At 62.1% G+C, this 21,580-nt stretch carries 26 protein-coding genes; 14 read left to right on the plus strand and 12 right to left on the minus strand.

Going from position 1 to position 21,580, the window contains the following annotated elements:
- Window positions 1-128 precede the first annotated feature (128 nt).
- Window positions 129-1,484: an MATE family efflux transporter gene (locus tag K5E37_RS10030; protein WP_221533716.1), complete on the plus strand. Its 1,356-nt coding sequence runs from the start codon at window positions 129-131 to the stop codon at window positions 1,482-1,484.
- Window positions 1,485-1,575: 91 nt separating this feature from the next.
- Entirely contained in the window at window positions 1,576-2,133 is a 558-nt protein-coding gene (locus K5E37_RS10035) for a YceI family protein (protein WP_221533717.1), read from the plus strand.
- 6 nt (window positions 2,134-2,139) lie between these two features.
- Here K5E37_RS10035 and K5E37_RS10040 read toward each other — a convergent pair whose 3' ends face one another.
- Complete coding sequence (locus K5E37_RS10040; protein ID WP_039767335.1) at window positions 2,140-2,367, minus strand: YXWGXW repeat-containing protein; 228 nt, start codon at window positions 2,365-2,367, stop codon at window positions 2,140-2,142.
- Between the two features lie 182 nt (window positions 2,368-2,549).
- On the opposite strand from K5E37_RS10040, the gene K5E37_RS10045 reads away from it, so the two are divergent.
- Window positions 2,550-3,236 carry a GNAT family N-acetyltransferase gene (locus K5E37_RS10045; RefSeq protein WP_221533718.1) on the plus strand — a complete coding sequence of 229 codons (687 nt, stop codon included), beginning with the start codon at window positions 2,550-2,552 and terminating at the stop codon, window positions 3,234-3,236.
- Between the two features lie 71 nt (window positions 3,237-3,307).
- Here K5E37_RS10045 and K5E37_RS10050 read toward each other — a convergent pair whose 3' ends face one another.
- Window positions 3,308-3,748: a hotdog fold domain-containing protein gene (locus tag K5E37_RS10050; protein WP_085602607.1), complete on the minus strand. Its 441-nt coding sequence runs from the start codon at window positions 3,746-3,748 to the stop codon at window positions 3,308-3,310.
- Between the two features lie 156 nt (window positions 3,749-3,904).
- On the opposite strand from K5E37_RS10050, the gene K5E37_RS10055 reads away from it, so the two are divergent.
- Window positions 3,905-4,531 carry a TetR/AcrR family transcriptional regulator gene (locus K5E37_RS10055; protein WP_221533719.1) on the plus strand — a complete coding sequence of 209 codons (627 nt, stop codon included), beginning with the start codon at window positions 3,905-3,907 and terminating at the stop codon, window positions 4,529-4,531.
- A gap of 193 nt (window positions 4,532-4,724) precedes the next feature.
- On the opposite strand, the gene K5E37_RS10060 is transcribed toward K5E37_RS10055, so the two are convergent.
- The gene (locus K5E37_RS10060; protein ID WP_221533720.1) at window positions 4,725-5,357 is read right to left on the minus strand and encodes a TetR/AcrR family transcriptional regulator; all 633 of its coding nucleotides are present in this window, start codon (window positions 5,355-5,357) and stop codon (window positions 4,725-4,727) included.
- Between the two features lie 114 nt (window positions 5,358-5,471).
- Here K5E37_RS10060 and K5E37_RS10065 point away from each other — a divergent pair, with 114 nt between their 5' ends.
- On the plus strand, window positions 5,472-6,056 hold the full coding sequence (locus K5E37_RS10065) for an NAD(P)H-dependent oxidoreductase (protein ID WP_221533721.1): 585 nt from the start codon (window positions 5,472-5,474) through the stop codon (window positions 6,054-6,056).
- Window positions 6,057-6,074: 18 nt separating this feature from the next.
- Here K5E37_RS10065 and K5E37_RS10070 read toward each other — a convergent pair whose 3' ends face one another.
- The gene (locus K5E37_RS10070) at window positions 6,075-7,193 is read right to left on the minus strand and encodes a P1 family peptidase (RefSeq protein ID WP_221533722.1); all 1,119 of its coding nucleotides are present in this window, start codon (window positions 7,191-7,193) and stop codon (window positions 6,075-6,077) included.
- A 39-nt stretch (window positions 7,194-7,232) separates the two neighbouring features.
- On the minus strand, window positions 7,233-8,336 hold the full coding sequence (locus K5E37_RS10075; RefSeq protein WP_221533723.1) for a polyamine ABC transporter substrate-binding protein: 1,104 nt from the start codon (window positions 8,334-8,336) through the stop codon (window positions 7,233-7,235).
- 112 nt (window positions 8,337-8,448) lie between these two features.
- On the opposite strand from K5E37_RS10075, the gene K5E37_RS10080 reads away from it, so the two are divergent.
- A complete protein-coding gene (locus K5E37_RS10080; protein WP_127798630.1) occupies window positions 8,449-9,222 on the plus strand; it encodes a helix-turn-helix transcriptional regulator in 774 nt (257 codons plus the stop codon).
- Between the two features lie 5 nt (window positions 9,223-9,227).
- Here the strand turns inward: K5E37_RS10080 and K5E37_RS10085 are convergent, their stop codons facing one another.
- On the minus strand, window positions 9,228-10,169 hold the full coding sequence (locus K5E37_RS10085) for a class I SAM-dependent methyltransferase (RefSeq protein WP_221533724.1): 942 nt from the start codon (window positions 10,167-10,169) through the stop codon (window positions 9,228-9,230).
- 188 nt (window positions 10,170-10,357) lie between these two features.
- Here K5E37_RS10085 and K5E37_RS10090 point away from each other — a divergent pair, with 188 nt between their 5' ends.
- On the plus strand, window positions 10,358-10,771 hold the full coding sequence (locus tag K5E37_RS10090; protein ID WP_085602624.1) for a response regulator: 414 nt from the start codon (window positions 10,358-10,360) through the stop codon (window positions 10,769-10,771).
- Window positions 10,772-10,834: 63 nt separating this feature from the next.
- Window positions 10,835-11,503, plus strand: coding sequence for an HAD family hydrolase (locus K5E37_RS10095; RefSeq protein ID WP_221533725.1), 669 nt, complete (start codon window positions 10,835-10,837; stop codon window positions 11,501-11,503).
- On the opposite strand, the gene K5E37_RS10100 is transcribed toward K5E37_RS10095, so the two are convergent.
- The gene (locus K5E37_RS10100) at window positions 11,497-12,156 is read right to left on the minus strand and encodes an isoprenylcysteine carboxylmethyltransferase family protein (protein ID WP_221533726.1); all 660 of its coding nucleotides are present in this window, start codon (window positions 12,154-12,156) and stop codon (window positions 11,497-11,499) included. The genes K5E37_RS10095 and K5E37_RS10100 overlap by 7 nt on opposite strands.
- Before the next feature lie 132 nt (window positions 12,157-12,288).
- Here K5E37_RS10100 and K5E37_RS10105 point away from each other — a divergent pair, with 132 nt between their 5' ends.
- On the plus strand, window positions 12,289-13,206 hold the full coding sequence (locus tag K5E37_RS10105) for a pyridoxal-phosphate dependent enzyme (RefSeq protein WP_221533727.1): 918 nt from the start codon (window positions 12,289-12,291) through the stop codon (window positions 13,204-13,206).
- 253 nt (window positions 13,207-13,459) lie between these two features.
- Here the strand turns inward: K5E37_RS10105 and K5E37_RS10110 are convergent, their stop codons facing one another.
- On the minus strand, window positions 13,460-13,831 hold the full coding sequence (locus tag K5E37_RS10110; protein ID WP_221533728.1) for an endonuclease domain-containing protein: 372 nt from the start codon (window positions 13,829-13,831) through the stop codon (window positions 13,460-13,462).
- Window positions 13,832-13,958: 127 nt separating this feature from the next.
- On the opposite strand from K5E37_RS10110, the gene K5E37_RS10115 reads away from it, so the two are divergent.
- Complete coding sequence (locus K5E37_RS10115; RefSeq protein WP_221533729.1) at window positions 13,959-14,558, plus strand: DinB family protein; 600 nt, start codon at window positions 13,959-13,961, stop codon at window positions 14,556-14,558.
- Here K5E37_RS10115 and K5E37_RS10120 read toward each other — a convergent pair.
- Together K5E37_RS10120 and K5E37_RS10125 are read right to left on the minus strand one after the other, a co-directional pair.
- Window positions 14,473-15,399 carry a LysR substrate-binding domain-containing protein gene (locus K5E37_RS10120; protein ID WP_221533730.1) on the minus strand — a complete coding sequence of 309 codons (927 nt, stop codon included), beginning with the start codon at window positions 15,397-15,399 and terminating at the stop codon, window positions 14,473-14,475. The two genes, K5E37_RS10115 and K5E37_RS10120, sit on opposite strands and share 86 nt — an antisense overlap.
- Window positions 15,400-15,462: 63 nt before the next feature.
- Window positions 15,463-16,356: a LysR substrate-binding domain-containing protein gene (locus K5E37_RS10125; RefSeq protein ID WP_221533731.1), complete on the minus strand. Its 894-nt coding sequence runs from the start codon at window positions 16,354-16,356 to the stop codon at window positions 15,463-15,465.
- A gap of 112 nt (window positions 16,357-16,468) precedes the next feature.
- Between K5E37_RS10125 and K5E37_RS10130 the strand changes: the two genes are divergently transcribed.
- From K5E37_RS10130 to K5E37_RS10140, 3 genes are read left to right on the plus strand one after another with little or no spacing between them, the layout of a single operon-like run.
- Window positions 16,469-17,491, plus strand: a complete 1,023-nt coding sequence (locus K5E37_RS10130) for an aldo/keto reductase (protein ID WP_221533732.1) — start codon at window positions 16,469-16,471, stop codon at window positions 17,489-17,491.
- A complete protein-coding gene (locus K5E37_RS10135; protein WP_007952959.1) occupies window positions 17,488-18,285 on the plus strand; it encodes an SDR family NAD(P)-dependent oxidoreductase in 798 nt (265 codons plus the stop codon). The genes K5E37_RS10130 and K5E37_RS10135 overlap by 4 nt, the downstream gene beginning before the upstream one ends.
- 25 nt (window positions 18,286-18,310) lie before the next feature.
- Window positions 18,311-18,721: an SRPBCC family protein gene (locus tag K5E37_RS10140; protein ID WP_221533733.1), complete on the plus strand. Its 411-nt coding sequence runs from the start codon at window positions 18,311-18,313 to the stop codon at window positions 18,719-18,721.
- A 129-nt stretch (window positions 18,722-18,850) separates the two neighbouring features.
- On the opposite strand, the gene K5E37_RS10145 is transcribed toward K5E37_RS10140, so the two are convergent.
- Entirely contained in the window at window positions 18,851-20,245 is a 1,395-nt protein-coding gene (locus tag K5E37_RS10145; RefSeq protein ID WP_221533734.1) for a HAMP domain-containing sensor histidine kinase, read from the minus strand.
- Window positions 20,223-20,906: a response regulator transcription factor gene (locus K5E37_RS10150; protein WP_007952956.1), complete on the minus strand. Its 684-nt coding sequence runs from the start codon at window positions 20,904-20,906 to the stop codon at window positions 20,223-20,225. Before K5E37_RS10150 ends, K5E37_RS10145 begins: the two co-directional genes overlap by 23 nt.
- Before the next feature lie 190 nt (window positions 20,907-21,096).
- Here K5E37_RS10150 and K5E37_RS10155 point away from each other — a divergent pair, with 190 nt between their 5' ends.
- Window positions 21,097-21,405, plus strand: coding sequence for a hypothetical protein (locus K5E37_RS10155; protein WP_409348063.1), 309 nt, complete (start codon window positions 21,097-21,099; stop codon window positions 21,403-21,405).
- Window positions 21,406-21,580 lie beyond the last annotated feature (175 nt).

A 21,580-nucleotide genomic window follows, 5' to 3' on the forward strand; every position in this document is an offset into this window, starting at 1 on the left:
GTCGTGATGGAGAGGCAATGCAGATTGGTCGGGGTGCAGATTACGAAGTTTTAATGCAAACCGGTACGACCTGAACGGCATCGCATACCTTAGACTCTGTCATCAGCTCCCACCCGAGACGGACCTCAATGCAAACCCCCGCTCAATCCCCCCTCTGGAAAACCTACCTGCTGTTCCTGGCCCCAATGGTGCTGTCGAACTTCCTGCAATCGATGTCGGGCACGGTCAACAGCATCTACATCGGCCAGATGCTCGGCACGCAGGCGCTGGCGGCGGTGTCCGGGATGTTTCCGATCATCTTTTTCTTCATCGCGCTGGTCATCGGTCTGGGCGCCGGGGCAGGGGTGTTGATCGGTCAGGCGTGGGGGGCGCGTGAGTCGCATATGGTCAAGGCGATTGCCGGGGCGACGTTGTTGTTGGGGGTGTTGATCGGACTGGTGGCGGCGGTGCTGGGCAGTGTGTTTGCGCGTGAGGCCTTGCAGGGTTTGGGCACGCCGGCGGATGTGCTGGATGATGCGGTGGCCTATGCCCGGGTGATGATGTGGACCTTGCCGGTTGTGTTGGTGTACGTGCTGTTCACCCAGTTGTTGCGCGGGGTGAGTGACACGCTGTCGCCGATGCTGGCGCTGTTGCTGTCGACCGTGGTCGGGCTGGCGCTGACCCCGGCGTTCATTCGCGGCTGGTTCGGCTTGCCGCAACTGGGGATTCAGAGCGCGGCGTTCGCCGGTCTGGCCGGTACGTTGGCGGCGATGGCGTGGCTGTCATGGAGCCTGATCCGCAAGGGCCATCCGCTGGCGCCGGATCGCGAGTTCTTTGCGGCGTTGCGTCTGGACGGCGCGATTCTCGGCAAGGTGTTGCGCATCGGTCTGCCGACCGGGGTGCAGATGATCGTGCTGTCGCTGTCGGAGCTGGTGATTCTGGCGCTGGTCAACCAGCACGGCTCGCAGGCGACAGCGGCGTATGGCGCGGTGACGCAGATCGTCAACTACGTGCAGTTTCCGGCGCTGTCGATTGCAATCACCGCGTCGATCCTCGGCGCCCAGGCGATCGGCGCCGGACGGCTGGAGCGGATGGGCCCGATCCTGCGCACAGGATTGTGGATCAACGTGTGCCTGACCGGTGGTTTGATCCTGGCGGGTTACCTGTTATCGCACTGGTTGCTGGGGCTGTTCCTGACCGAAGACTCGACCCGGGCAATGGCCGAGCATCTGTTGCACATCATGTTGTGGAGCCTGCTGATCTTCGGTTTCCAGGCAATCATCGGCGGGATCATGCGCGCCAGCGGCACGGTGCTGGTGCCGGTGGGCGTGGCGATCATCTGCGTGCTCGGCGTGCAGTTGCCGGCGGCCTACTGGCTGGACGGGCAGTTCGGTTTGCAGGGCGTGTGGATGGCGTTCCCGATTGCGTATCTGGGGATGCTGGTGCTGCAGACGCTGTATTACACGCGGGTCTGGAAGCATCAGAAGATCGAGCGGTTGGTGTGACGGACTGATCCGGGTGGGCGTTGGCGGAACTGGCGCAAGTGATGGATGTTTGCTTAAGTCATTCGAGACCCATCGGGCGCCGGAGCCTTCCATGTCGATTCGATTGTTGTTGGCTGCCGCGTTTTGCCTGATTGTCGTCCCTGCTGCAAATGCGGTGGAGTACACCCGGGTCAACACCACCGCCAGCCAGATCAGTTTCACCTACAACCAGATGGGCTCGCGGATGTATGGCACGTTCGGCAAGTTCGACGCGACGCTGGATTTCGACACCGACAACCTCGCCGGTGCCCGCACCACGCTGCACATCGACCTGACCAGCATCGACGCCGGCAGCGAAGACGCCAACACAGAACTGGTGAAACCGGCATGGTTCGACACCGATAAATTCCCGGTGGCGGTGTTTGAATCGACCCGCTTCAGCCCGGCCGGCGACAACCGTTATCTGGTCGACGGCCACCTCACCCTCAAAGGCATCACCCGTGAAGTGCAGGTGCCGGTGCAACTCAAACCCGACAGCAGCATCGGCATTTTTGACGGCGAACTGGTGCTCAAGCGCGACCAGTTCGGCCTCGGTGCAGGGGAGTGGGCGGACACCGTGGTGTCGAAGGACATCGACATCAAGTTCAAGGTCGTTGCCCCCGCGCAGTGACCGGCTTCAATACGCCCGCCAATGTCCCGGCATCCAGCGCCATTGGTTACCGGCCCAGCGGTAATGTCCGGCAACCCAGTGATAACCCGGCGCAGGCATGACCGGAACCACCTCAACGATCGGTGGTGGCCGATGCGGGCGAACCGGTTCGACGACACAACCCGAGAGGGTGATCGCTACCAGCGCGGCAGCGAGCAAGGATTTGATGGTTTTCGCGGAACGCAGAACGTTCATGGCAACTCCTCAAGGCGTGCGTCGGGAATGAACGCAGCTGAAAAATTGGACGCCAAATCGGCGAAAGATCCGTTCTCGGGCAGATGAAATTTTTGTCAGGCGTGCACAAGGTATGATGTCGCGGTTCGCCGGTCGCTCAACTCGCCCGGCAACCTGTGTTTTACCGTTGGAGTCCGCCCGCCATGCCCCGCATCACCCACTACAAATCCCCATGCCCCGAAGGCGTCAACAGCCAGATCCTGCAGATGGTCGTCGACAACCTGACTGACATCAGTGCCATCGGCCTCGGCCCGAGCAACCTGCTGTACAACGTCTATCAGTACGCGGTCGGCTACGAGGTGCATCTGTATCTGGAGGCGTTGAACGGCGAGAAGGGCACCGAGGTGGAACTGCTGGTGGCCACCGACGACGATGATCCGGAGCAGGTGCTCGGCTTCCTGTTGTACCTACCGGTGCAGGGTGATTGGGAGGCGTGCAACGTGGCCTATCTGGCGGTGCGCGAGGGGCATCGGCGTCAGGGCGTGGCCCGTTCGTTGATCGCGGACATGGTGGCGCGTTACCCCCATGCCGAACTGACCTGCAGCATCGGCAAGGTGCCGTATTTCGAGGCGCTGGGCTTTGAAGTGCTGGGCCAATTGGAGACGCAGGTGCTGATGAGCACCCGGCATTACCGCAGCAACGGGCTGCGCGGTTTTATCGACACTACGCCGATCTACCGTTCGCTGGAAGTGCAGCAGATCCACACCTACCTGCTGCAAAAACACGGCAAGCGGGCGATGCTCGATGCCGAGAAACAGCGCGACCGGCATCTGGATCAGGTCACTCGCCGCACTGAAGAATTTGTCCGCCAGCGCCTGACCGTTCACTGATCCCTTCTCTTTGAAACGACGAAAGCCCTTGTTGCGATCAGCGCAGCAAGGGCTTTTTTGTGCCGGTGATTTCAGGACAGTTTCACGTTCATGGTGATCCGCGCCGTGAACACTTTCTTGCCTTCGGCGTCGTGGACATCCACCGGCACGATCTTGTCGCCTTCGGTCTGCCAGTCCAGCGCTTCGCCATTGGCCACCGCGGTCACGTCGGTTTTGGCCTTGGCCAGGTATTCGACGGTCATGCCTTTTGGAATCCAGCGCGCGCCGGCGGGAATCGACACGTCGGTCATCATCCCGGCCGCCAATTCGGCAGCGTTGCACAGGGCGATTGCGTGCACGGTGCCGAGGTGGTTGGTGATCTCGCGGCGAAACGGCACCTGCACCTGCGCCGAACCTGCCCGCAACTCGGTCACCAGCGGATTGATGGTGCTGAAGTACGGTGCGACCTGGCAGGCCATCTGGCTGAACGCCTGGGAACCGACACTGTTGAACATGCTGAGAAACTGACTCATGGGTGAAGCCTCGCGGTTAGGGGATTTACAGAATCATGTTCCGTTACAGAATATTGTTCTGTAACGGAACGGTATTCTGTCCGCGGGAAATCTGTCAACCTGTGCGCGTTTCGATCACCGGCACGGACGTGCCCTTTACCCGGATTTTCAAGGCTCATGGACACCGCAGATCTACTCGAACGCAGCTACCCCGGCCGCCGCGCCGAACTCAAGCGCGACATCTTTCGCAAGGCCCTGCGCCTGTTCAACGAGCAGGGCATCGAGGCCACCACCATCGAAATGATCCGTGCCGAGTGCGACACCAGTGTCGGGGCGATCTACCACCATTTCGGCAACAAGGAGGGGCTGGTGGCCGCGCTGTTTTTCACCGCGCTGGAGGATCAGGCGCGCCTGCGCGACGCCTATCTGGCTGACGCGACGACCACCGAAGAAGGCGTGCAGGCGCTGGTCTACAGCTACGTGGATTGGGTCGAGAACCAGCCGGAATGGGCGCGGTTCCAGTATCACGCGCGTTATGCCGTGACCCGGGGCCCGCACAAGGATGAACTGGCCGAGCGCAACAAAACCCGAAACCTGGGCCTGCGTACCTGGCTGGCCGAGTCCGGACGCGCAAATGAACTCAACGAATGCCCGGCGGAACTGCTGCCGTCGCTGATCGTCGGGCAGGCCGACAGCTATTGCCGCGCGTGGTTGTCCGGGCGAGTGCAGGGCAGTCCGAAGGCTTATCGCGAATTGCTGGCCCAGGCCACGTGGCGTTCGATCCGCCGCGAACCCGAACGCTGATTTTCAGAGACAAAAAAAGAGCCTCAAGACTCTTTGATGGGGAGGAAGTAGAGCCCGCGAGGCTCAAGATGCGCATGAAGCCAGGTGCGGGCTTGATTGGGGTTCAGAGCACCCGCACCTACGCAACGGCTTGGCGGACCAAGCGACTGCGTAGTTCCATCGTAGGAAGGTGGGGTGATGCGCTCAAGTACCGTCAGTCACCTGCCTGGGTGGCGCGGGCGGCGGCTCTTTCGACCATCGCAATGATGGTTGAAAACAGCTCGTCACGGGCCTGTTCGGCGCTGATTTCGTCGGTGGCTGCCGCTTGCGACAGGGCTTCGGCGGCGCCGAGCATGGCGCGCAATCCTGCTTGTCCAATCTCTGCGCCGTCAGCGAATGGCGAAAGCACACTGCGGCATTTCTCCAGAAAGATCGCCTCGTATTCGCGCTTGATCTTCTCCAGTTCCGGCGTACTCGCCAGGGCGGCAATCACCCCCGGAATCTCGTTGCCCTGGGTCAGCACGCAATCAACATACGCCGTGGCAATCACCGTCGCGGTGCCGCTCAAGGTTGCTTCGGCATTGGCCAGCGCCGCGTCCATCAGCGCCGTCTGACGCCGGTCGAAATCCTGATACAGCGCCGCGAGCAGACCGGCGCGGGTGGTGAAATGGTCGTAGACCACCGGTTTGGTCACGCCGGCCTTTTCCGCCAGATAGCCGAGGGTGAGGGCATCGGTGCCTTCTTCGCGAATCAGTTGCCAGGCCATGTCGAGCAACTGGCGCTGGCGGTCTTCCCGGGACAGGCGGCGACGGGGTTGTGCGGGTTCTGGGATTTCAGTGGTTGACATCGCTTATATACCAAACGTAACTTACTGAAGGTAACTTATTAGTAGTAGCTTACCAATCGTAGCTTTTCGCAAGGGTAAGCCCTTGGTCAGCAATCACCAACCGGAGATTTCCCCATGCACGCATTGATTGTTGTAGATCACGATGATCCACGTTCACTGACTCACGCGTTGGCGCAGCAGATTGCCAAAGGCCTGTCGGAAAGCGATCCGTCCAACACCTTCGAAATCGCTGACCTGCACGCCGAGGAATTCGACCCGCGCTTTGGCGTGGCCGACTGGGCGGTGCATCATCGCGAATCCCCGCCACCGGCGGACGTGCTGGCCGAGCAGGCGCGCATCGACCGCGCCGATGCGCTGGTACTGGTCTATCCGGTGTTCTGGTGGTCGATGCCGGCGCTCCTCAAGGGCTGGATCGACCGGGTGTTCAGCAATGGCTGGGCGTACGATTTCGACGGTGACAAGACGCTGAAGAAGCTCGGACGATTGCGCGTGCACTTGGTCGCGCTGGGCGGGGCGGATGTGCGCACTTACGAGCGCCACGGCTACGGCGCGGCGATGAAGACGCAGATCGATCACGGGATTTTCGATTACTGCGGGGCGACGGTGTCGGGTTCGGCTTTGTTGCTGGAGTCCGAGTCGAGCGATCCTGCGATGCAACTGCAGGCGGCGCGCGAACTCGGACAGGGGCTGTTTCGCTGAAGCGCTTTGGGAGCGGTGTCAGCGAGCGCCCGGCCACCCGGCTTTATCCAGGGCCGCGAGCAGGGTGGCGGCATCCAGCCCCGGCACCGAATGCCCGTTGCCTTCGGTGCTCTCGCTGGCCAGCAACGCGTTGATGATCGCTTCTTCCACCGCCTCGGTCGCCGCCAGGAACAACTCGCTGATGTGATCGTTGTTGACCATCCGCAAGCCGTCGCAGGTCGATGCGCCTTTACCTTCGTAGGCGGCGGGCGGGATATGACCGTTGCCGGTGGCGAAGGCGATGAAGATGTCACCGCTGTGATCCTCATTGCCGCCGCCGGTGCGCGCCAGACCGAGACTCGCCCGTTGCGCCAGTCGCGTGCATTGATGTGGCAACAGCGGTGCATCGGTGGCGAGGGCCACTACGATCGAGCCCATGCCCGGATGCGGCAACGAAGCCCGCAGGAACGGCGAGTCCACCTGTTCCATGTAGCGCCCGACCGGGTAGCCGTCGACCCGCAACTCGCTGCGAATCCCGTGGTTGGCCTGCACGATTGCGCCTACTGTCCAGCCGCCCTGAGCCTTGCTCAAGCGGCGCGACGCGGTGCCGATCCCACCCTTGAATTCATGGCAGATCATGCCGCTGCCACCGCCCACCGCGCCTTCCTGCACCGGGCCGTCAACGGCATTGCTCATCGCTTCGGCCACATGCTTGGGCTTCACATGAAAGCCGTTGATGTCGTTGAGCAAGCCATCGAAGGTTTCCAGCACCACCGGCATGTTCCAGTAGAGCCGACCGTCGTCCGGTTGCTGCGCGCGATCCAGTTCGATCAAGGCATCGCGCACCACGCCGAGGCTGTGAGTGTTGGTGAAGGCGATCGGGCTGGTCAGCAGGCCGGCTTCGCGAATCCACTCCAGTCCTGTGGCGTCACCGTTGCCGTTGAGTACGTGGACGCCGGCGAAACACGGTTGTGCGTTGGTCGAACCGGCGCGTGGTTCGATCAGGGTGACGCCACTGCAAATGTCGCGACCGCTGGCGCTGCGGCCGCGCACGTTGCTGTGGCCGACCCTTACGCCGGGTACGTCGGTGATGGCGTTGAGCGGGCCAGGCTGCAATTGACCGATGCGGATATGGAGATCGCGGGCACGTGGTTTCATTGATGTTCTCTCTGTTGAAGGCAGTGATTCAAAGGGCTGTTACTGACCGTTTTTGACCTTGCTCCACACCCGCGTACGCACCCGTTCGGTGGCTTTGGGCAAGGGTTCGAGGGTGTACAACGTGGCCATCGCCGTGGCTGACGGGTACACCGCCGGGTTGTCGCGGGTGGCCTGGGCGACCAGCGCCGTGGCGGCGCGATTGCCGTTGGGGTAGGACAGGTGATCGCTGACCGGCGCAATCACATCGGGCCGCAGCAAATAGTCGATGAACGCCAGGCCTTGGGCCGGATGCGGCGCGTCCTTGAGCAAGACCAGCGTGTCGAACCACACCGGCGCGCCTTCCTTCGGCAGGCTGTACTGAATCTTCACGCCGTTGCCGGCCTGCTCGGCGGTGGTCTTGGCTTCGAGCATCGCGCCGGACCAACCGACCGCCACGCAGATGTTGCCGTTGGACAGATCGCTGATGAATTTCGAGGAGTTGAAGTAGGCAATGTGCGGGCGCAGTTTCAGCAGCAGCGCTTCGGCTTTCTGATAGTCCTCGGCCTTGGTGCTGTTCGGCGGCAGGCCGAGATAATGCAGCGCGACCGGGAGCATTTCCGACGGCGAATCGAGCATCGCCACGCCGCATTCGCCGAGTTTGGCCAGGTTCTCTTCCTTGAATACCAGATCCCAGGAGTCTACCGGGGCCTTGTCACCCATCACCGCGCGCACCTTGTCGACGTTGTAGCCGATGCCGTTGGTGCCCCACAGATACGGCACGGCGTACTGGTTGCCGGGGTCGTTGTTGGCCAGTTTGCTCAGCAGATCGTTGTCGAGGTTCTTCCAGCCCGGCAGTTGATCGCGGGGCAGCGGGGCGAGGGCGCCGGCCTTGATCAGGGTCGGCAGGCTGAAGTTGCTCGCCACCACCACGTCGTAGCCGCTGCGACTGGTCATCAGTTTGCCTTCCAACACTTCGGCGCTGTCGAAGGTGTCGTAGACCGGTTCGATACCGCTGTCACGCTTGAAATCATGCAGGGTGTTCGGGCCGATGTAGTCGTACCAGTTATAGACATGCACGCTCGGCGCATCGGCCGCCTGCGCACTCAGCGCCGCGGACAAAACGCCCATCAGACCCAGGTTGATATACCCACGATGACCACGCATGATGCGGCACTCCTGGCCTGTTGGCAGGCCGGTGATGAACAGGAGTGGTCAGCCTATCGGGCGGGCCGCACCGCACCCATTCCCATCATGGGTTACTCAAAAGGGGTAGAGCGTGGACGCGTTGCTGCAGGAATTGCCGGTGCATCAGAGCCTGTCGCGAGTGTTCGCTACGGTCGGTAAGGACGGTTTCTGGCGGGCGCTGGTCGATACGCTGCGGTTGCTGGTGCCGCTGGACAATGCGCTGGTGGCGGTGATGCAGACGGGGCGGCCGCCGCAATTGCTGATCGACTTCGACAGCCAGGGCCGCGCCGACGAGCAGGAAGAACTGGCCGGTTACTGCGCCGGTATGTACCTGCTTGATCCGTTCTATCAGGCCGCCTGCGCCGGGATCTCCGACGGTTTGCACAGCCTTGCATCCGTGGCGCCGGACCAGTTTCTGCACAGCGAGTACTACCAGAGTTACTTCCGCTCGGTGGTCGGCGCGGATGAGCTGCAATTTCTGGTCAACCTCGACGACGGCGTGCTCGGCTTGTCGATGGGCCGCTCGACGGCGTTCAGTTTGCAGGAGCAGGGGCGCCTGCTCTGCGTGCGGGATTGGGTGCTGTCAGCGATGCGTCGGCATGTGCAGTTGATGCCGCCGCAAGGCGCAGCGGTCGAGGCGCCGGTCGGCGATATTGCGGCGCTGCTCGACCGCTTCGACGCCCGTCTGACCGCGCGCGAGATCGATACGGCGCGTCTGATTCTTCAGGGCTTTTCCAGCAAGGCCATCGCCCAGCACATGAACATTTCGCCGGAGACCGTGAAGGTGCATCGGCGCAATCTCTATCACAAGCTCAACGTCACCGGGCATGGCGAGTTGTTTGCGCTGGTGTTGCGGCCGCGCTGAGCGGGTCAGCCGATCTGCTTGAACAGCAACGCCTTCAGACCGCTTTCCGGGTCGATATCCGGAAACTCCGGCGGGTTCTCCAGCCGTTGTTCGAAACGCAGGCTCGGTGCTTCCTGGGTCACGCCGTCGATCAGGAAGTCTGAGCCGAACGAAGGATCGTTCATGCACGCCAGTACTGTGCCCTGCGCCGTCAGCAATTCCGGCAGACGGCGCAGCACGCGCTGGTAATCCTTGGTCAGCAGAAAACTGCCTTTCTGGAACGACGGCGGGTCGATGATCACCAGATCGTACGGGCCGCTGTTGATCACCTTGCCCCAGGATTTGAACAGGTCGTGGCCGAGGAAGCTCACCTTGCTCAGGTCATGCCCATTCAGGCGGTGATTGTCGCGGCCCCGGCTCAGCGCGGCGCGGGACATGTCGAGGTTGACCACATGGCTGGCGCCACCCTCGATGGCCGCTACCGAGAAGCCGCAAGTGTAGGCGAACAGGTTCAGCACCCGTTTGCCCGCCGCCTGTTCGCGCACCCAGTTGCGCCCGTAACGCATGTCGAGGAACAGCCCGGCGTTCTGCTTGCGGCCCAGATCCACGCGGTATTTCAGCCCGCCCTCGACGATGGTCATTTCGTCGATTTCTTCACCGAGCAGCCATTCGGCGGTGCTCTGCGGCAGGTAACGGTGCTGAATCAGCAGGGTGTGGGCGCCGGACTGCTGCCATTGCTCTGAATGAGTGATTTCCAGCAACAGACGCTTGAGATTTTCCAGCTGCGCAGCCTCGGGTTCCTTGAACAACGACACCAGCACCACGCCTTGCAGCCAGTCCACGGTCACTTGCTCCAGCCCCGGCCAGCAACGCCCACGCCCATGGAACAGGCGCCGGGTTTCGGCCGGTGCCGAAGTCAGCGCGGTGAGCAGGTGGGCATGGAGAACGGCGAGGGCTTGAGGGTTCATCAATCAGGATCGGCCAGCAAAAGGGCGCGCATTTTAACCGCAATTACGCGCCGGCGACTGCCCGTCGAACGGGTGTTATTGAAAAGACCTGTATCAAAAATGAATTTCTGTAGAAGGCGCTGCTCATACCAGATAAGCAGCGGGATCAAGCCGCTAAATCGTTCATGCAATTCAGGGAGTGCCAGTTCATGTGTCCAATTCCGACGTCGAGCGCGCACCTTCCTGGCGGGTTGATTCTGGTAGTCGAGGACGATCCGTTGATTCTGGAGTTTCTGTGCGAAATTCTTCAGGAGGAAGGTTTCAAGGTCGAGCCGCAGACCAGTGCCGATGCGGCTTCGCAATATCTGGAGAAGCACGCGCCGGAAGTCGCGTTGCTGCTCACCGACATCACCATGCCCGGCACCCTTAATGGCGCGGACCTGGCCAATCTGGTCGGCGAGCGCTGGCCGGACAAACCGGTGATGGTCATGTCCGGTTATGAAACACCGGAAACCTCGGGCGTGAAGCATCCGGTGGCGTTCATCAAGAAGCCGTGGGCCATCGGCCAGTTGCTCGACTGTGTGGACGGTGCGTTCAAATCCAAGGCGCCGCGTCTGCACTGAAGCGTCCCGCAAGTGCTACATTGCCGGGCATCGTTGCCCGGCCCCTTGCGAGGAAGTGATCTTTTGTCTGCTCACGATGCTGTTTTCAACCGCGCGTTCGGCGCGTTCCTGTTCGACATGGACGGCACCGTCCTCAACTCCATCGCCGCCGCCGAGCGGATCTGGTCCGCCTGGGCCGTGCGCCATGGGGTGAACGTCGAGACGTTCCTGCCGACCATCCACGGCGTGCGCGCCATCGACACCATCACGCGTTTGAACCTGCCGGGCGTGGACGCCGAGGCGCAAGCGGCGTTCATCACCGAGGCGGAAATCGAAGACGTCGAAGGCATTGTCGAGATTCCCGGCGCGGCGGCGTTTCTCAAATCGTTGCCGGCGGATCGCTGGGCCATGGTGACCTCGGCGCCACGGGATCTGGCGTTGCGGCGGATGGCGGCGGCGGGGATTCCGGAGCCGGCGGTGATGATCACCGCTGAAGACGTGACCGCCGGTAAACCGGATCCGGCGGGTTATCGACTGGCGGCCAAACGTCTGGGCCTGGAACCGGCGGACTGCCTGATTTTCGAAGACGCCACCGTCGGCATTCAGGCCGCTGAAGCCGCCGGTGCGCCGCTGATGATCATCACCACGACTCACCAGCATCCCCTTGAAACCGCCCACGCGACCATCGCCAGTTACCGCGAAATTGCGCCGAGCATCGACAGCGACGGCCAGTTGCGCCTGCAACCTCAATAAACCCCCGGCACCAAGCGCCAGCTGCGGGCGCAATAGGCGTCGTATTCGGCGCCGAACTGCGTGCGCAGCAGGGCCTCTTCGGAGTGGATGCGGGCGATCAGCGGGATCAGCGTCAGCGCCGCCAGCAACAGGCCCACCACCGAGCGAAACGCCAGGGCCCAACCGATCGCATTGATCACCAGCCCCAGATAACTGGGGTTGCGCAGATGCCGGTAGATGCCTTCGGTCACTAGCCGATGTCCCGGCTGAATCGCCACCAGCCCGCTGAACCGATGGCCCAGCACAAACACCGGCCATAAACGCAATCCGCCGCCGACGATAAACAGCAACGCGCCCAGCCAACGGGTACCTTCGCGGCCGACGGTCCAGAAACCGATGCGGTCGCAGTAAGCCGGCAGAAAGGCACTGACCAATCCAATGACCGCGAACGCCGGAATCACCCAGCGATTGGCCCGGTCCTCGCGCTCGCCGGTGCTCAGGTTCACTTCCGTAAACAACGACGCCACCACCATGGCCAGCGTGGCCAGGGCCACCACGACCAACGCGCCGTGAGAAAAAAACACCGCCACGCCACCAATGCCCCACATCGCCAGGCCCAGATAGGCGAGGGTGGCGAGCACTGCGACCACGGTCATTTGCGCAGACATTTTCATAGGCACCTCACAGCTGTTCCGTTCAGTGTAGATCCCGGCACGATCCCCGGCGTTTAACCGCCGGCAGGGGCGTGGACTAAACTTCAGGCAGAGACGTTCCGATCATCCGATCCGCCGCTTCGGGAGTCCGCCATGCTGCACGTCCGCACGCCGCTGATCCTCCATCCGACCCTGTCGACCGCGTCCCGGCGCATCTGGCTGAAGCTGGAAAACCTGCAACCGTGCGGCTCCTTCAAGCTGCGCGGGATGGGCTTGTTGTGCAGTCAGGCAGCGGCGCAGGGCAAGCGCAAGGTCGTGTGTCCGTCCGGCGGCAATGCCGGACTGGCCACGGCGGTGGCAGCGGTCAGCCTCGGCTTGCAAGCCTGCATCGTGGTGCCGCACACCACACCGGAAGCGACCCGCGCACGTATTCGCCGCACCGGCGCGGAGGTTATCGTCCACGGCAAAGTCTGGGACGAAGCCAATCAGAGGGCGCGGGAACTGGCCAGCGCGGCAGACACCGAATACGTGCCGGCCTTCGACCACCCGGTGTTGTGGGAAGGGCACAGCTCGATGGTCGATGAAATTCTCGACGACTGCCCGCAGGTCGATACCGTGGTCACGTCGGTCGGCGGCGGTGGTTTGCTGGCGGGCATCCTCACCGGGCTGCTGCGCCATGACCGCCGAGACTGCCGCATCGTCACCTGCGAAACCACTGGCGCCGCCTCGTTCGCTGCGGCCGTCCAGGCTGGCCATCCGGTGCGCCTGAGCCGCATCGACACCGTCGCCACCTCCCTCGGTGCCGCGCAGGTGGCGGCTTGGCCGGTAGAGCATATCGGCGAGTTCGATCATGAATGTCTGGTGCTGTCGGATGACGACGCGATCATGGGCGTGGTGCGTTATGCCAGTGATTTGCGGCAATTGGTGGAGCCGGCGTGCGGGGTTTCGCTGGCGGTGGCGTACCTCGATCATCCGGCGTTGGCGGGGGCGCATGATGTGGTGGTCATTGTTTGTGGCGGGGTGAGTATCAGTGCGCAGCTGGTGGCGGGGTGGGCGCGGTTGGGGATTTGAATGCTCAGGGATTGCGCGTCGACCGCTGGCCCTCACCCCAGCCCTCTCCCGGAGGGAGAGGGGGCCGATTGGGGGATATTGTCGGAATACATCGACCTGAAAAATTTGCGGTGAATCCATAATCGAATCGAAGTCTCAAGTCGATGCTTGGAATCCATAATCGACTCGGTGACTCAGGTCGATGCATCCCTCAAGACATCTCGGTCGGTTCCCTCTCCCTTTGGGAGAGGGCTAGGGTGAGGGGGCTTCTGGATCAGAGCCGCAATCGACGCTCCTGCGCAATCCTTACAATCTGCTCCAACACGTCCCCCATCTGCCGAATCACCTCCAGGTTACTAAACCGCACCACCTCAATCCCCAGCCGCTGAAGATAAACCGTACGCCGCCGGTCATGAACCTCTCCCGCCTCCTCAAAATGCTGCCCCCCATCCAACTCCACCGCCAACTTCAATTCCACACAATAGAAATCCAGCACAAACGGCGGAACCGGCACCTGCCGGCGAAATTTCAGCCCCGCCACCTGCCGTGATCGCAGCTTCTGCCAAAGCAGTTGTTCGCAATCGGTCTGGGAGGTGCGCAAGTGGCGGGCGAACTGGCGTTGAGCGAGCGTCGGGCGATTTTGCATGCTTCACGTCCTTGTGAAGGGGATGGAGATTTCACTGTAGACCCGACCAATAGTCAGCACCACCGCCATTCCCGCAAGAGAGGTCTATCCTAGGCGGAGCCCTTTTTCGTGCCTACGGTGACCCGCGATGATCAATCTGGCCACGGCCCATCTGCTCACGGACTACAAGACCTGGGCCAATCAGCGTCTGTTCGATAGCCTGCAAGCGCTGCCGGCTGGGGAGACGACGAGGGAGCGCAAGACGGTTTTCAAGAACATGATCGGTACGCTGAACCACATCTACGTGGTCGACCGGATCTGGCAGGCGCACCTCGAAGGGCGCGAGCACGGTTTCACGACGTCCCATGATCTGGTGCACGCCGACCTCGGCGAGTTGCGTCAGGCCCAGCAGGAAGTCGATGGCTGGTATCGCACCTGGAGCGCGCAGCAGACCGAGGTGTCGCTGAACCGCTCGATTGATTTCAAATTCGTCTCCGGCGATGGCGGCACCATGAATGCCGGGGCGATCCTGATGCACGTGATCAACCACAACAACTACCACCGTGGCTGGGTGGTGCAGATGTATTTCGAGATCCCGCAGATGCCGCCGATGACTGATCTGCCGGTGTACCTGCGCGAGGTCGACCCGGGGTTCAAGCCGATCAGTGCGCCTGAGGTGGAAGAGGCGCCGACATGTGATGGGCAATCAGCGAGCGCAACCAGCGTTCCGCCGGATCGTTGTCGTTGACCCCGTTCCAGACCATCGACAGCTCCGAAGGCACGATGTCGAACGGCGGGTCGTCGGCACGCAACACGCTGCTGCCTTCGACCAGCGCGCAGGCGGCGAAGTCCGGCACGGTGGCGAGCATATCGGTGCCGGCCAGAATCGCCCGCAGCGGAGCGAATTGCGGCACCGCCAATACCACGCGACGCGATCGATTGATCCGCGCCAGATCGTTGTCGATGGCCCCGCCCAGATCCCCGGAAAACGACACCAGCGCATGGGGGCGTTCGCAATACTCGTCTAGGGTCAGTGCGCCGGCACGATCATCGCCGCGCAGGATCTTGCAGCGCAGGTCTCGCAGTTTTTTGCGTTTGGCATTGGCCGGCAATTCGGTGGTGTAACTGACGCCGACGGAAATTTCCCCGGACGCCAGCATCGACGACATCAGCAGGAAATTCACCCGGCGGATCACCACCACCACGTCCGGCGCCTCTTCGCGCAATTGCTTGAGCAACGGCGGCAGCAGGCCGAACTCGGCGTCGTCCGACAGACCGATGCGAAACACGTCGCGGCTGCTCAGCGGGTCGAAATCCTTGGCCCGGCTGACCGCCCCGGAAATGGTGTCCATCGCCGGCTGCAACTCCTTGAGGATCGCCAGCGCCCGCTGGGTCGGCTCCAGCACGCGGCCGTTGCGCACCAGCAACGGGTCGTCGAACAGGTCGCGCAGTTTGGCCAGTGAAGCACTGACGGCGGGCTGGCCGAGGAACAGTTTTTCCCCGGCGCGGGTCAGGTTCTTTTCGAACATCAGGGTTTCGAAAATCACCAACAGGTTCATGTCCACGCGACGCAGGTCATTGCGGTTCATGCCGGAAGACTCGCTGGTTTTTTGAGTCTTCTCAGTAAAGCAGCAAAGTCTTGGACTGTCGGGTCACTGGGCGGGATCGACCCCGGTCAATACCTTGCGAAACGTTTCCACCAGCGGCCGCAGGTTGATCCGGTGCCACGCCGCCCACAACGGCGTGGTGAACGCCAGCCACGGCACTTCCCGCAGCACCACGCCCGGCGGTGCGTTATGGCTCAGGCCTCTCTGGATCATCGCTATACCCAGCCCCGAGGCCACCAGCCCCAACGCGGTAAACGGCTCGGTGGCCTGCATCCGTACATCCGGGGTGAAGCCCGCGCGAATGCAGGCGCTGACGAACTCATCGTCGGCCCCCTGGCGTGGCTGCACGCCGATCCATTCCTGATCGGCCAGATCCGCCGGGGTCAGCAATGGCAGTTGGTTCAGCGGGTGATGTTCGGGCAGCGCCAGCAACATCGGGTCGTCCAGCACCTGAAAGCCCAGCAGGTCCGGGTCGTCGATCGTCGGCGGCTCACTGACCAGCGCGATATCGAGGCTACGCTGACGCAGGCCTTCGAGTTGTTCGGCGGAACTCAGGTTGTACAGCGCGACATGCACGTTGGGTCGATCCACTCGCAGCACGCGCAAGGCATTGGGCAAGACCCCGGCGTGCATCGCGTTTTCGATGTAGCCGATGCACAGGCCGCCTTCTTCGCCACGGCCCAGGCGTTTGCCGAGGGATTCCAGGCGATTGGCGTGGGTCAGCAGGGCGCGGGTTTCGGCGAGAAAGGTCTGGCCGTCGCGGGTCAGGCGGATGCGCTGCTGGCTGCGTTCGAACAGGGTCAGGCCCAAGCGCTCTTCGAGCTGGGCGATCTGCCGGCTCAGGGGCGACTGGGAAATGTGCAGGCGCTCGGCGGCGCGGCCGACGTGTTCTTCCTCGGCTACGGCGACGAAGTAGCGCAATTGGCGGATGTCGATCATGTCAGACCTTTTGGGACTCAAGTGCTGCTGATTATGTCTTGGACGGTCTGAGTGGCGCAATCTAGGATCTGCTCAACGGTCAACACCGACTACGAACTACGAGGACAGCATCATGAGCTTGAAAGACAAACTCCCCGGCCAACTCGGCTTCGGCACCGCGCCACTGGGCAACATGTTCCGCGCCATTCCTGAAGACGAAGCCCAGGCCACCGTGCATGCGGCGTGGGATGCCGGCGTGCGTTACTTCGACACCGCGCCGTTCTACGGCTCGGGCCTTTCGGAAATCCGCCTCGGCGAAGCACTGTCCCGCTACAAGCGCGACGACTATGTGCTGAGCACCAAGGTCGGCCGGGTGATTCTCGATGAAGTCGAAGACGCCGCCGCCCGGGATCTGGGCGAGAAAAGCGGGGTGTTCGAGCACGGCCGCCCGAACAAGATCGTCAACGATTACAGCGCCGACGTCACGCTGCGTTCGATCGAAGACAGCCTAAAGCGTTTGAAAACCGACCGCCTCGACATCGTCTGGGTCCACGACATCGCTCAGGATTTCTACGGCGACCAATGGCTGGAGTATTTCAATCAGGCCCGCACCGGCGCCTTCAAAGTCCTGACCCGTCTGCGTGAAGAAGGCGTGATCAAGGGCTGGGGCCTGGGCGTGAACAAGGTCGAGCCGTGCGAGTTGACGCTGGACCTGACCGAGGCGCAGCCTGACGGCTTCCTGTTGGCCGGCCGTTACACCTTGCTCGACCACGACCGCGCCTTGCAGCGCCTGATGGATTCGGCCCGGGCGCAGAACGTTGAAATCGTGGTCGGCGGCCCTTACAGCTCGGGGATCCTGGCCGGCGGTGCGCACTTCGAATACCAGAAGGCCAGTCCTGAAATCGTTGCCAGGGTCGAGCAGATCAAACGCATCGCCGCAGCCCACGGCGTCGATGTCAAAGCGGCTGCACTACAATTCTCGCTGGCCAATCCGGCCGTGGCGGCAGTGATTCCCGGTGCGAGCAAACCGGGGCGTATCGCTGAAGATGTGGCGGCGCTGTCGGCGGTCATTCCGGCCGGTTTCTGGCAGGCCATGCGTGAAGCGAAACTGGTGTCCGAACGTGCACCATTACCCATCGACGAGGTGAAAGCATGAAGATCGATCTGAGCGGAAAACTGGCGATTGTCAGCGGCAGCACGGCGGGCATCGGTTTGGGCATCAGCCAGTCGCTGGCCGAGGCGGGCGCCACGGTGGTGGTGATCGGTCGCGACGCGGCCAAGGTCGAACAGGCGCTGGCGAGCATTCGCGACAAGGTGCCGGGCGCGCAACTGCGCGGTCTGACGGCGGATCTGGGCACGGCCGAAGGCGCGCAGAAACTGTTCGCCGCCGAACCAAAAGCCGACATCCTGGTGAACAACCTCGGCATCTACAACGCCGTGGATTTCTTCGACGCACCGGACGATGAGTGGACCCGTTTCTATGAAATCAACGTGATCTCCGGCGTGCGCCTGTCGCGGCATTACGTGCCGGCGATGGTCGAGCAGGGCTGGGGCCGGGTGATCTTCCTGTCTTCGGAATCCGGCGTGGCCACCCCGGCGGACATGATCAACTACGGCGTGACCAAAAGCGCCAATCTCGCGGTGTCCCATGGCCTGGCCAAACGCCTGGCGGGCACCGGGGTTACGGTCAACGCGATCCTGCCGGGGCCGACCTTCACCGACGGTGTCGAGGAAATGCTCAAGGATGCCGCCGCCGAGTCTGGCCGCAGCCTGCGTGACGAAGCCGACGCCTTTGTGCGCCGGGCCCGTCCGAGCTCGATCATCCAGCGCGTCGCGGATGTCGAAGAAGTCGCGCACCTGGTTACCTACATCGCTTCACCGCTGTCTTCGGCCACCACCGGCGCCGCGTTGCGGGTCGATGGCGGCGTAGTCGACAGCCTGACAATCTGAATTTATCGAGAGAGACTTTTTATTTATGGCAACAGCATCAGCAACGATCGACATCCCGGCTTCGGCCGATCAGGTCTGGCAATTGATTGGCGGCTTCAACACCTTGCCGGACTGGCTGCCGTTCATTCCCAACAGCGAACTGAGCGAAGGCGGGCGCGTGCGCACTTTGCAAACCGCTGACGGTGCAGTGGTGGTCGAGCGTCTGGAAACGTTCGATAACGCGGGCAAAACCTACAGCTATTCGATTCTGCAGGCACCGTTTCCGGCCACCGATTATCTGGCGACGATTCGTGTGGAAGCCCAGGGGCAGGGCGCGAAGGTGACGTGGTCGGGACGCTTCACGGCCAAGGGCGTGAGCGATGAGGAAGTGGTGGCGCTGTTCAGCGGGATCTATCAGGGTGGCCTCGAGGCGCTGCGCGCTAACTACCCAACATAACCCGTAACTGATCGTTCCCACGCTCTGCGTGGGAATGCCTCAAGGGACGCTCCGCGTTCCAGCTCTGGAGGGGACGCGGAGCGTCCCGGGCTGCATTCCCACGCAGAGCGTGGGAACGATCTATGAAGGTCAGGACTGTGAAATCAGGCTCTGCCGACAATCCAGCACCAGCTTCGCCCCGCCCAGATCGCTGCGTCCCACCTCAAGACTGAACCCGTGCAGGTTGACGATCGCCGCGACGATCGACAGTCCCAGGCCAAAGCCATTCTGCAGTTGCCCGCCCTCGGCGCGATAGAAGCGCTGGAACACCGCCTCCCGTTCCGACTCGGGAATGCCCGGCCCGGAATCGTGCACTTCGATCCGCGTATGTCCCGCATCATTGACCCCGCGCAACACCACCGTGCCACCGGCCGGGGTGAACTTGATCGAGTTGCTCAACAGGTTCGCCAGCGCTTCAAACAACAGCGCCCGATCACCGTTCAGCATGGGTAGGGTTTCCGGCATGTTCAGCTCGAAACGCAGCTCGTCGTCTTCAGCCAGCGGCAGATAGAACTCGTGCAGTTCCTGCAGCAACAACACCGGATCGAGCTCGACAAACCCCGAACGCCGCTGACGATCCTCCAGTTCGGAAATCCTCAGCAACCCGCGAAACCGTGCCATCAGCGTGTCGGCCTCAGCCAGCACCAGATCCAGCTGCGCCGCTTCCGGCGAGCCTTCGCCAGCCTGCTGTTGCATGCGATACAACTGCGCGCGCAAACGGGTCAGCGGGGTGCGCAGATCATGGGCGATGTTGTCGCACACGCCTTTGACTTCGTTCATTAAACGTTCGATGCGATCGAGCATGGCGTTGACGATGGCGGCGAGCATGTCCAGTTCATCGCGGCGATTGGACAGCGGCAAACGGTGAGTCAGGTCGCCAGCGACAATCGACTGGGCGCTGGCCTGGATCGCCCGGATTCGCCGCAGCGGCCGACGACGCAGCAAATGCCAGCCGACGATTCCCGGCACAATCGTCAGCGAAACGCCCCAGAGCAAGGCATGCAGAATGATCTTCGTCACCGCGAACAGCGAGCCGTTGTCACGCAGCAACACCAGCCAGCGACCGTCGCGGGTCGGGGTGGCTACCGCGTCGCAGCTGTCGGTGGGCAGAGTCGGGTCGTCGGAGTCGGCGCATTCGCTGAGCATGTGGATCTTGCCGTCCAGCGGCAGGCCCTCGGGGATTTTCTGCAACGCGCCACCGAGGTAGCGGTGCTGGGCGTCAAACAGGCCGTAGGCGTCGATGCCGCGAATGTCGAAGGTCATGCTGGCGGCGAGCGCGTCTTCCAGCTGATCGCCGCGAAAGTGCGAAAACAGATGCTGACGTTGCATCAGCGAGTGTTTGGCCAAATTGTCGAGATAACCGGACACCTCGAAGTACATGACCCCCATGAGGATCGCACTCCAGGCCACGAACAACGAACTGTACAGCGCCAGCAAACGGCTGCTGGAAGAGCGCCAACCGTCAGACGGGTTCGGCAATGACATAACCCGAGCCTCGCACCGTGCGGATCAGCGGGACATTGCCCGGCGGGTCGATCTTCTTGCGCAGGCGGCCGATGTGCACGTCGATCAGGTTGGTGCCGGGGTCGAAGTGATAGCCCCAGACCTCTTCGAAAATCATCATCCGCGACAGGATCTGGCCGCTGTTGCGCATCAGGAATTCAAGCAACTTGTACTCGGTCGGCAACAGCGTCAGCACCTGCTCGGCGCGGCGGGCTTCGTGGCTGATCAGGTCGAGTTGCAGATCCGCCACCTGCAACGTGGTCGGCTGCGCGCCGTTGCTGTTCTGGCGGCGCAGCAACACTTCGACCCGGGCAGCCATTTCGTCGGTGGCGAACGGTTTGGTCAGGTAGTCATCGCCGCCGGCGCGCAAGCCGCGCACACGCTCGTCGACATCGGAGAGGGCGCTGATCATCAGGATCGGCGTCGCCACGCCCATGGTGCGCAGGGTGGTGACGATGGCCAGGCCATCAAGCTCCGGCAGCATGCGGTCGAGGGTAATCAGGTCGTAGTTGCCGCTGACAGCGCGGTCCAGGCCTTCACGGCCGTTGTCGACCCAGTCCACGTCGAGGCCGTGGCTGCTCAGTTCGGCGACAATTTCCCGGGCGGTCACGGCGTCGTCTTCGATGGTCAGGATGCGAGTCATGGTGGGCCTGCTGGTCTGTTCAAACGCAATGGCAGCATTTTGCCAAGATTTTGCGCGGGCGCTTTAAATTAACTTTCATGTTTTAGCCGTCATTAGTCGCAGTCGCCGAATTATTTTGTGAAACGTTGATATCATCTGGCCACATTTTTCAAGGAGTGAAGCCGTGAGCCGGTTGATTCGTGGTGGCTGGATGCCGATGGCCGGGATGTTGCTGGCGCTGCTGAGCGCTTCGGCACTGGCCGCCAACACCCCGTGTTCCGGGAAGAAGGGCGGCATCGATCGCTGCGACGGCGATCTGTTCCTGTGCAATGACGGCTCCATCAGTGGCTCGAAAAAGAGCTGCGCTGCCATGTTCGGCAGCCGCGAACAGGCGCGACCGCAACAATTTCTGCAAAGCAACGACGCCTGTGATTGCGGCACCGGCTCGTTCTGCACCGGGCCGCGCGGCGGCGTGTATTGCCTGACTCCGATTGGCAAGAAAAGCTACAAACGCAAATGACCGGGCTTTTGTGCCAATGCATAAAACCCGCTGTTATCGACCCGTTGTTGCAATTTGCATGGTCTTAGGAAGTTCAGACTTTTTAAGCGATTGAATTCAAACGATTTATTTAATGTTGGCGACTGGCACGGTCACTGCAATTCCTCTGATGACGAGTTGTAACACCATTTTTCAT

The sequence above is a fragment of the Pseudomonas sp. RIT778 genome (genome assembly GCF_019718735.1).
Lineage (GTDB): Bacteria > Pseudomonadota > Gammaproteobacteria > Pseudomonadales > Pseudomonadaceae > Aquipseudomonas > Aquipseudomonas aphyarum.